The following is a 1,152-nucleotide window of genomic DNA, read 5'->3' on the forward strand; positions in this document are numbered from 1 at the left end:
GGGGCGGGGTTGGCTTGGGAAGACAATAATCTGCCTATGCCTGCTTGGGCGGCAATCAACAGGGAAAACGGCGGCGCACACCTTGCCTATGCGCTTTCCGCGCCTGTGCTGACGGCGGAATACGGTGGGAGACAAAAAGCCCTGCGCTATCTTGCTGCACTTGAAGCAGCATATAAGGCGAAATTGCGCGGTGATGTGGGCTTTGTATCGCTGATTACGAAAAATCCCGAACATCCGCATTGGCTGACGCTGCGCGGCGTTCCTGACGCAATCAGGGGCTACGATTTGGAGTATCTTGCGGATTTCGTGGATTTAGACAAGTTTAAGCCCTATATCGGTCGCTCTAACGTGGAAGCGGTCGGATTAAGCAGAAATTGCACGGTGTTTAACCTTGTGAGCCGTTGGGCGCACAAAAACGTGTTGGCGTTCAAACAGCAGGGCTACACGGTGCAAGGCTGGCTGAAAGAAGTGCATTACCAGTGTATGCGGGTAAATGGGGATTTCCCTGTCCCGATGTGGGAAAAAGAAGTGAAATGTATCTCCAAATCAATCGCTAACTGGGTTTGGTACAAGTTTGATATTGCAGCCAGCAATCGACGGTTTTCGGAATTGCAGGCTCATCGGAATAGTTTGCGGAAAACAACCATCAATGCAGGCAGAACAAAAATCATCACGGAGCTTTGAAATATGGCCTATCCAAAACTGAAAACCACCAAGCGAGACGTTACGGCTAAAGAACTGGCAAAACGCTTCGGCTGTTCCACAAGAACCGTTTTTCGGGCATGGTCGCAATCCCGCGCCGACTACCTAGCCGAAAACTCTATCAGCCGCGATAAACCGTGGGAACACTTCGGCATTTCCCGCGCCACTTGGTACAGGCGCGGCAAGCCTATGCCGTCTGAAACTGACAACCAAAGCGAAACAGCATGACAAGATACGCAATAAACCGCGATGCTCTGTACTCGGCATTCAAAGATTTTCTGTATTCGGAAATTAACGCAAATCCTGCTTTGAAAAGCGCAACGGTTGATGATCTTGCAGATATAGTTCTAGCCAAAAAATGGAGAATTTTTCTGCCTGACGGCATCAAACGCACAACAGCCGAAAAAGCTGCCCAACGGGTTTTGTACATGACAAACCAGCCTGAAAACC

At 49.8% G+C, this 1,152-nt stretch carries 3 protein-coding genes; all 3 read left to right on the forward strand.

The genetic code is table 11. From position 1 onward, the window contains the following. A partial coding sequence (locus HU147_RS19025) for a replication initiation protein (protein WP_224077662.1) occupies positions 1-684 on the forward strand: 684 nt, incomplete at its 5' end. Between the two features lie 3 nt (positions 685-687). Further along, the gene (locus HU147_RS19030) at positions 688-930 is read left to right on the forward strand and encodes an HTH domain-containing protein (protein ID WP_003690220.1); all 243 of its coding nucleotides are present in this window, start codon (positions 688-690) and stop codon (positions 928-930) included. After that, positions 927-1,152 (forward strand): hypothetical protein (locus tag HU147_RS19035; protein ID WP_224077663.1); only part of this gene is annotated, 226 nt, incomplete at its 3' end. The genes HU147_RS19030 and HU147_RS19035, both read left to right, overlap by 4 nt.

The sequence above is a fragment of the Planococcus chinensis genome (assembly GCF_020071995.1).
In the GTDB taxonomy this organism is placed as follows: domain Bacteria; phylum Bacillota; class Bacilli; order Bacillales_A; family Planococcaceae; genus Planococcus; species Planococcus chinensis_A.

Bases quoted from the DNA above. Each gene is read 5' to 3' on its own strand.
- HU147_RS19030 (WP_003690220.1), top strand. From the start codon at position 688: ATGGCCTATCCAAAACTGAAAACCACCAAGCGAGACGTTACGGCTAAA.